Raw genomic sequence first — 7,660 nt, 5'->3', positions numbered from 1 at the left:
CCACGGTCCCGCGCGCACCCGAGCTGCTACCGGCGGAAGGAGGAGTGGCGCTTTCGGGGTGTAGTGCCGGGCGGGGCTAGGCGTTAGGTTCTCTTCAGGGCAGCCACCGGGAAGGACCTTCCCGCAGCGCCTCGCCCGTCCACAACCGAAGCCCGGCCGGGGCGCCACAAGCGACCCGGGCCGGCCAGCAGACGAGGAGTCACCAACCGTGACCGATGGTGTATTCGACCGCGACAGCGGCCATGAACAGGTCGTGTTCTGCCACGATCAGGCCACCGGCCTCAAGGCGATCATCGCGATCCATTCGACCGCGCTGGGCCCCGCGCTCGGCGGCACCCGGTGCTACCCCTACCGCTCGGAAAGCGACGCGCTGGACGACGTGCTCGCCCTGTCCAAGGGGATGTCCTACAAGAACGCGCTCGCCGGGCTGGAGCTCGGCGGCGGCAAGGCCGTGATCATCGGCGACCCCGCGGCGATCAAGACCGAGGCGCTCCTGCGCGCCTACGGCCGGTTCGTGCAGTCCCTCGGCGGGCGCTACTACACGGCCTGCGACGTGGGCACGTACGTGGCGGACATGGACGTGGTGGCGAAGGAAACCCGGTTCGTCACGGGGCGGTCCACCGACGACGGCGGCGCCGGTGACTCCTCCGTGCTCACCGCTTTCGGGGTGTTCCAAGGGATGCGAGCCGCGGCGGAGCACCGCTGGGGATCGCCGGAACTGACCGGGCGCCGCGTCGGCGTGCTGGGGGCCGGGAAGGTCGGTCACCTGCTGGTCGGGCATCTGGTGGAGGCCGGGGCCCGGGTGGTGGTCAGCGACGTGTCGCCCGCCGCGATCGCACGGGTCCGCGCGGAGCACCCCGAGGCCGAGGTGGCGGACGGCGCCGAGGCGCTGCTCGCCCAGCCGCTGGACGTGTTCGCGCCGTGCGCGCTCGGCGGTGTGCTCAACGACGCCACCGTTCCCGCGCTGCGCGCGGAGATCGTCTGCGGCGCGGCGAACAACCAGCTCGCCCACGCCGGGATCGACAAGACGCTCCAGGATCGCGGCATCCTCTACGCCCCGGACTACCTGGTCAACGCCGGGGGCGTGATCCAGGTCAGCGACGAACTGCACGGGTTCGACTTCGCGCGGGCCCGGCGCAAGGCGAGTGCGATCTTCGACACCACCAAGGCGGTGTTCGCGCTGGCCGAGGCCGAAGGCGTGCCCCCGGGCACGGCGGCTGACCGGCTCGCCGAGCGCCGCATGGCCGAGGTCGGCAGGCTGAGGTCCATTCTTGTCCCGTGAGGGAACTGTTCGTGGCGGCGGGCGTGCGCGGTTGGGTGCACGCCCGCTGTCTCGCCTGTGACGGGGAAGCGGGCCTGGCCCCGGACGAGCCGGTGGTGCTCGCCTCGGTGGTGAAGGTGCCGCTCGTGCTGGAGTTCGCGCGGCAAGTCGCCGCGGGCCAGCTCGATCCGGCCGACCGCGTGCGGGCCACCGCGGCGGACCGGCTGGGCGGGACGGGTAGCGCCGGTTGTCTGGACGACGTCGAGTACAGCCTGCGGGACGCGGCGTTCCTGGCACTGACGGTCAGCGACAACACCGCGGCGGACCTGTTGTTCGAGCGGGTGGGTGTGGACAACGTGCGCTCGCTGCTGCGCGAGCTGGGCCTGACCGCGACCCGGATCACCGGGCCGCCCCGGCACATCGTCCAGACCATGGCCGAGGACATCGGGGCGGGGGACGCAGCGGAGTTCGCCCGCCGCTTCCCCGGCCTCACTGCGGCGCAGGTCCTCGCCACGAGGGCGCTGGATCCCTTGCGCACCACGGCGAGTACCGCGCGCGACATGACCGCGCTGCTCGCGCTCGTCGCGCGCGACCTCGCGGGCCCGCCCGAGGCGTGCCGGTGGTTGCGGGAGCTGATGGGCCAGCAGGTCAACTGGCACCGGCTCGCCGCCGCCTTCCCGCCCGAGGTCGGGGTCTGGGGCAAAACCGGCTCGCTTCCGGCCATCCGCAACGAGATCGGGGTCGTCGAATACCCGGCGGGCACGTGCTACGCGGTCGCGGTGTTCACCCGCGCGGAGGTGCTGGCGTCCCGGCAGCCCGCACTGGATCACGTGATCGGTGAGGCCGCCCGCGAGGCGATCGGCCGGATCCCTCACGAATGCCCGTAGACCACGTTCCACGGCCGTTGCGCCGCGTCCTGGACGGGAGCGGGGGCGGAAACGCCGTCGCCCCGCACCACCCGCACGACCAGCTCCGCCAGTTCCCGGACGGCGGGATGCGGCGCGGTCGCGGGCCAGGCCAGCGACATGCGGCGGTTCAGCGTGCCGTCCGGCAGCGGGCGCCAGACCACCCGGGGTTCCTTCTGCGCCACCATGCCCTGGTCGAAGGCGACGCCGTGCCCGGACAGCACCATGCCGAGCACGAACTCCGGGTTGCGCGCGTGGTGCACCGAGGACGGCCGGAAACCGTGTTCCCAGCAGGTGCGCAGGGTGGCGTCGTAGTGTCCCGGCGCGGCGGCACGCGGGAAGATCACCAGCCCGAGCCCGGCGAGGTCGGCCAGCGTCAGCCCGGACCGCCCGGCCAGCGGTGAATCGCGGGGCAGCACGACCCCGAGCGGGGTGTCCACCGCGGGGCCCAGCTCGAGGCCGACCACGTCGACGGGATGCTGCAGCAGCCCGGCGTCGAGCTGCCGGTCCGCGAGCAGCCGGACCTGTTCGGCGGTGCTGAGTTCCTGGAGGTCGAGCCGCACGTCGGTGCGGTCGAAGGCGGTGAGGATCTCGGCGAGCACGCGCCCGGCCAGTTCCGGCGGGACGCCGACGCGCAGCGCGTCGACCTCGCCGCGATGTGTCTTGGCGACCAGGGTCTTCGTCCGGTCCCAGCGGGCCAGCAGATCACGGGATTCGGCGAGCAGGATCTGCCCGGCCTCGGTCAGCTCGACGCGGCGGCTGTCGCGCTCGAACAGCTTCGCGCCGAGGTCGTCTTCGAGTTTGCGGATGCGCTGGCTCAGCGGAGGCTGGGCGATGCCGAGGCGGATCGCGGCGCGCCCGAAGTGAAGTTCTTCGGCCACCGCGACGAAGTACCGCAACTGCCGCAGGGGGTCCACGCTGCGACGATATCGGTTCCGATATGGCCGGGGCGGACCGCCGGTCTTGGACAGGCGCGCCGCTGTTGTGATGTCTTGCCCGCATGACACAGTTCAAGAGGCGGGGATTGTTCGGTCTGGGCGCGGGTGCGGCGGCGGTGCTGGCCGCCGGGGGCGCCATCACGGCCGGTGCCGCCGCGGCGGGGGAGCCGGCGCCCGCGGGCACTTCGGGGATGACCCTGCGGTGGTGGGGCAACAACAGCTGGGAGATCAGGCTGCCCGGCGGTAAGACCGTGCTGATCGACCCCTGGCTGACCCGGTACCACACCGGCACCTACAGCAAGGCAGGCGCCGATCCCGAAACGCCGATTTCGGTGGACACCGCACTGATCGACCACTACGTGGACAGCGGCGAACTGCGCGCCGATCACATCCTGGTGACTCACGGGCACTACGACCATCTCTCCGATGTCCCTTACCTGGCAGAGAAAACGGGTGCGACCGTGCTGGGCACGGAGACGCATCTGAACCTGCTGGCCGCGCTCGGCGCGCCGGAGGGCCAGCTGGCGCTGGCCACGGGCGGCGAGTACCTCACCTTCGACGGCTACACGATCCGGGTGCTGCGCTCGCTGCACTCGGCCACCGGTGCCCGCGCTCAGGTACCGTTCCCGGGCACCCGCCCCGGTTTCGGCGGAGCGAAGCTGCCGAAACCGACGGTGATCCGTGAGCTGGTGGAGGGCGGCACGCTGGCGTACCTGGTCAGCGGCGGCGGGGCGAGCGTGCTCGACTTCGGCGGCTCCAACTACGTCGAGTCGGAGCTGGCCGGGCTGCGGCCGGACGTGGTGCTGCTCCCCGCCGGGGGCGGCAAGATCCACGACTACGTGGCCCGGCTGCTGGGTGCGGTCGGCGGTCCCCGGTTCGTGCTCCCCACGCACTGGGACGACTTCGACTACCCGCTGACCGAACCGGCGCGGGACTGGGGCGGGCTGGAGACCCTGCGGGCGGCGGTGGCGAAGGCGAGCCCGGCCAGCGAGTTCGTGGTGGTCGACCACCTGGACACCTTCCGCCCCTGACCGCCATTCAGAGGGACAGGGACGGAAGCCACCAGCTTGTGTTTCCTAAGCGGCGGAGCCGCTTGCGCCACCTACGGCACTTGCACCGCCGCGGGTTCTGACGTGGTCCCTCGCAAGAACAGCGCTGCCAGCGCTCCTGAATTGGCATTCATGAGGAGGCGATCCCACAGCGAGGGGCCGCGTCAGGTTCCGCCACCCGCACCGCCGCCCCAGCCACTCCAATACAGGTTCTAGCCGGACTTGCGGCGGAAGGTGCGCTTGCCTGCTGCGGGCCCGTGCGCGTGCTGGTTCTTGCCGCCCAGGTTCTCGTGAGCGGAGCCGGAACGGGCGTGAGCCTGCTTGCGTTCGAGGGCCTCGCGGAACTTCCGCTTGAGGTCGTCCTCGGGCTCGTCGCCCGGGGGCGGGGTGTCGGACATCGATGCCTCCATGGTGAGGACGTGCTCTTGGTTGCTCTCGGTTACTTTCGGCCGCTTTCAGCCTCGCATGCCGCCCGCCCCTTGGCGAGCCGATTTCGGTCACTGGACCGGCGAGCCGGACACGCAGCGTTCGGGGACCAAAGGGGCATAGCGACACTTCGGGTGAAGTAACTGGCAGTCTGCCAGTTACCCAGGGTCGGGAGACTAGGGTTACCCCCATGGTCGACTCTGCTGCCGTACCGGGCCGCCCACGCTCGCGGGACGCGGCCGGACTGCCTGCCGTCACCCCCGAGCGGATCGTCTCCGCGGCACTGGAACTGACCGCCCAGCACGGCCTCGGCAGCTGGACACTGCGGCAACTGGCCGCCGCCGTCCAGGCCTACCCCGCCGTCGTCTACCACCACGTGGGGGATCGCGAAGCGGTGGTGTCCGCCGTCGTCGACCGGGTGCTCGGGATGTACCCGCTGCCGCCGGAGGACCTGCACTGGCGCGAGTGGTTCCAGCGCCTGTTCCAGGAACTGAGAGCGGTGCTCATCCGCTACCCGGGGGTGGCCCGCAGGCTCGCCGTGTGCGGGCCGACCGTGTCCGCGGCGGCCCCCACCGTCGACCGCGGGATGCGCGTTCTGCAGGCCGCGGGATTCGGCGACGAAAGCGCACCGGTTTACCGCTTCCTGTCCAACGTCGCCTGCCTGCTGGTGTCCATAGAGGACGAACAGCGCCCGCACCCGGACGCGGTGGCCCGCATCAGCGAGGCGTGGAGCGAATACCGCGATCAGCCGGAACGGCCCGGCCTCGCCGCCATGGGAGCCTCCGTGTACGAGGAGACCGCCGACCCGCTGCGGCGCGCGAGCTACTTCGCCGGCTTCTTCGACTACTCGATGCAGCGCTGTCTCGACGGCGTCGCCGCCCGGCTCGGGGCGATCAGCCGCAGGTGATCTTCGGCTGTGGGTTGTAGCGCACGGTCCGGGTTTCGCGCCGGACCTCGTGTCCCGTGGCGGCGTCGCGGAGGATGCGGGTGTCCGTCGTGGTGAAGCCCGGGGCGCCGTTGGAGGCGTGGCAGTTCACGGCGGGGCCGGGTTTGGGCGCCGGATCGACGAAGCCCGACCGCGTGCCGGGCACCGACTCCACCGTGTACCGCTTGGTGCCCCACAGCTTCACCGTGATCGACGAAGGCGTCCAGATCGTCTGGATGGCGACGCCCGCCGGTGAGTCGTTGGTGAACTTCAGGTCGATCACGCTGGCGCCGTTGGGGTTCTGGAAGACGGTGGCTTCGCGGGCCGCCGGGTACCGGCTGATGTAGTAGCTGTGCTCCTTGTGCCCGGCGTCCTTCAGACCGGCGAAGTACGCCGCGTTGTACAGCGTGGTGGCGAACTGGGAGATGCCGCCGCCGACCTCGCGCGCGGGTGCCCCGTTCTCGATCACCCCGGCCTCGACGTAGCCCTGAGCCGTCCCGCGCGGGCCGGTGAAACCGTTGAGGCTGAACGTTTCCCCCGGCTTCACGATCGCGCCGTCGACCTTCGCCGCGACGGTCCGGATGTTGATCCCGGAGTCCGTGGCGAACCCGCCGGTGGTGAACTCGCCGATGACTTCCCTGATGCCGAGCTGGTTCGCCTGTTCCGTGGTGACCTTCGCCGGGGTGTCCACGTACTTCGCGGCGAGCTCGCGCCGTCCCGTCTGCCTGAGCAGTTCCGGCAGCGGCTGGAGGGTCGGTTCCCAGTCCACGCCCCGGCCGTCCACCGACCCCTCGACCGTGGGCTGGCCACCCGAGAACACGATCTGGGCGTCCTTGCCCTGTTTCTCCGTGGACTTCAGCTGCGGTCCGGCGGCCTCCACGATCTTCGCGTTGTCCACCTTCATGTCGAGCTCGCCGTTCTCGCCGGGCTCGAAGCGCAGCGCGGCGGCGATGGCCGCGGGGGAGACGGTCGCGTTCGCGCCCTCGCCGCGGATGACGACCGGTGCGGCGACGGCCGGTTTCGCCAGCTGGTCCAAGGCTTTCTGCACCGCCTCGGCCGTGACGCGCACCGGGGTCTGCCGCACCGGCAGTTCCACCGGCTGTCCCGAGGCCCACTCCCGCAGCATCGCCGCGGTGGCCCCCTCGACGTCCAGCGCCTGCCCGGTGCGCGGCGCGACCGCGGCCGGGGTGGCACCGTCGAACCGGATCGTGCCTTCCACCGGATCGCGGTCCACCTGCGGGCGCAGGTTCTGCAGCGCGTTCACCAACTGGGCCCGGTCGCCCTGGGTCACCACCCCCACCTCGCGGGTGGTGAAGAAGGAGGACAGGCGCGTGAACGGGTTCAGCGGCTGCGCCCCCGCCTCGTCCAAAGTGGACGGCCAGTCGAGGCTGAGCCCGGCGCGGGCCGGGGTGAGGGTGGCCTGGACGTCACCGGCCCGCACCGCGATCGGCCTGACCACACGCGGCTCGATCTCGGCCCGCAGCTTCTCCTCGGCCTCGGAACGCTTGAGGCCGCCGACATCCACTCCGGCCACGGTCACGCCGCGGGGGACGTCACCCTGGCTGACCAGCAGATCAACCGCGTACAGCGCGACGAACACGCCCAGCACCGCGCCGAAGGCCAGCCCGGCCCTGCGCAGCGTCGCGCGGGACCGGCCGGTGGGGGGAGTGGTGCCGGTGACCACGGGCAGGACGTCGGTCCGCTCGGGATCGGCCGTGGGCCACTGCGGGCCCTGGGGCGACTTCTGCGGCAAGGCTCGACCCTCCCTGCTCTGGGCGGTGGAATCCGGACAACAGGGATGAAGGTTACGGGCGGCGGGTGGCGGTGGACACGCCGGGTGGGTAGACCTGGCGCATGCGGTTGCTCATCCTCGCCGACACGCATGTACCCAAGCGCGCCCGGACGCTGCCGGAGGAGGTGTGGCAGGCGGCGGAGGCCGCCGACGCGGTGATCCACGCCGGAGACTGGGTCGAGGTGGGCCTGCTGGACGAGCTGGAATCCCGCACCCGCAGGCTGATCGGCGTCCACGGCAACAACGACGGTCCCGGCCTGCGTGCCCGCCTTCCCGAGGTGGCGCGCGCCGAGCTGGGCGGGCTCCGGTTCGCGGTGGTACACGAGACCGGGGCCGCGCGGGGCCGGGAGGAACGGTGTGCGGC

The 7,660-nt window shown here is 71.7% G+C and carries 8 protein-coding genes; 5 read left to right on the top strand and 3 right to left on the bottom strand.

Annotated elements, in window-relative coordinates:
- The first annotated feature begins 208 nt into the window (after positions 1-208).
- Both FNH05_RS26845 and FNH05_RS26840 read left to right on the top strand, forming a co-directional pair.
- Positions 209-1,282: a Glu/Leu/Phe/Val dehydrogenase dimerization domain-containing protein gene (locus FNH05_RS26845; RefSeq protein WP_144591498.1), complete on the top strand. Its 1,074-nt coding sequence runs from the start codon at positions 209-211 to the stop codon at positions 1,280-1,282.
- Positions 1,279-2,148: a serine hydrolase gene (locus FNH05_RS26840; RefSeq protein WP_144591497.1), complete on the top strand. Its 870-nt coding sequence runs from the start codon at positions 1,279-1,281 to the stop codon at positions 2,146-2,148. The genes FNH05_RS26845 and FNH05_RS26840 overlap by 4 nt, the downstream gene beginning before the upstream one ends.
- On the opposite strand, the gene FNH05_RS26835 is transcribed toward FNH05_RS26840, so the two are convergent.
- Positions 2,133-3,083, bottom strand: coding sequence for a LysR family transcriptional regulator (locus FNH05_RS26835; RefSeq protein WP_144591496.1), 951 nt, complete (start codon positions 3,081-3,083; stop codon positions 2,133-2,135). The genes FNH05_RS26840 and FNH05_RS26835 overlap by 16 nt on opposite strands.
- Positions 3,084-3,166: 83 nt before the next feature.
- On the opposite strand from FNH05_RS26835, the gene FNH05_RS26830 reads away from it, so the two are divergent.
- Positions 3,167-4,135 carry an MBL fold metallo-hydrolase gene (locus FNH05_RS26830; RefSeq protein WP_144591495.1) on the top strand — a complete coding sequence of 323 codons (969 nt, stop codon included), beginning with the start codon at positions 3,167-3,169 and terminating at the stop codon, positions 4,133-4,135.
- Positions 4,136-4,365: 230 nt separating this feature from the next.
- Here the strand turns inward: FNH05_RS26830 and FNH05_RS26825 are convergent, their stop codons facing one another.
- Complete coding sequence (locus FNH05_RS26825) at positions 4,366-4,551, bottom strand: DUF5302 domain-containing protein (RefSeq protein WP_144591494.1); 186 nt, start codon at positions 4,549-4,551, stop codon at positions 4,366-4,368.
- A 218-nt stretch (positions 4,552-4,769) separates the two neighbouring features.
- Between FNH05_RS26825 and FNH05_RS26820 the strand changes: the two genes are divergently transcribed.
- Positions 4,770-5,486 carry a TetR/AcrR family transcriptional regulator gene (locus FNH05_RS26820; protein ID WP_144591493.1) on the top strand — a complete coding sequence of 239 codons (717 nt, stop codon included), beginning with the start codon at positions 4,770-4,772 and terminating at the stop codon, positions 5,484-5,486.
- Here FNH05_RS26820 and FNH05_RS26815 read toward each other — a convergent pair.
- The gene (locus FNH05_RS26815) at positions 5,473-7,257 is read right to left on the bottom strand and encodes a VanW family protein (RefSeq protein WP_144591492.1); all 1,785 of its coding nucleotides are present in this window, start codon (positions 7,255-7,257) and stop codon (positions 5,473-5,475) included. The genes FNH05_RS26820 and FNH05_RS26815 overlap by 14 nt on opposite strands.
- Before the next feature lie 101 nt (positions 7,258-7,358).
- Here FNH05_RS26815 and FNH05_RS26810 point away from each other — a divergent pair.
- Positions 7,359-7,660, top strand: a 302-nt coding sequence (locus FNH05_RS26810; protein WP_144591491.1) for a metallophosphoesterase family protein, incomplete at its 3' end; no start/stop codon positions are given.

The sequence above is a fragment of the Amycolatopsis rhizosphaerae genome, assembly GCF_007713715.1.
GTDB classification, from domain to species: domain Bacteria; phylum Actinomycetota; class Actinomycetes; order Mycobacteriales; family Pseudonocardiaceae; genus Amycolatopsis_E; species Amycolatopsis_E rhizosphaerae.
This window is presented reverse-complemented; position numbering and strand designations above follow the sequence as displayed.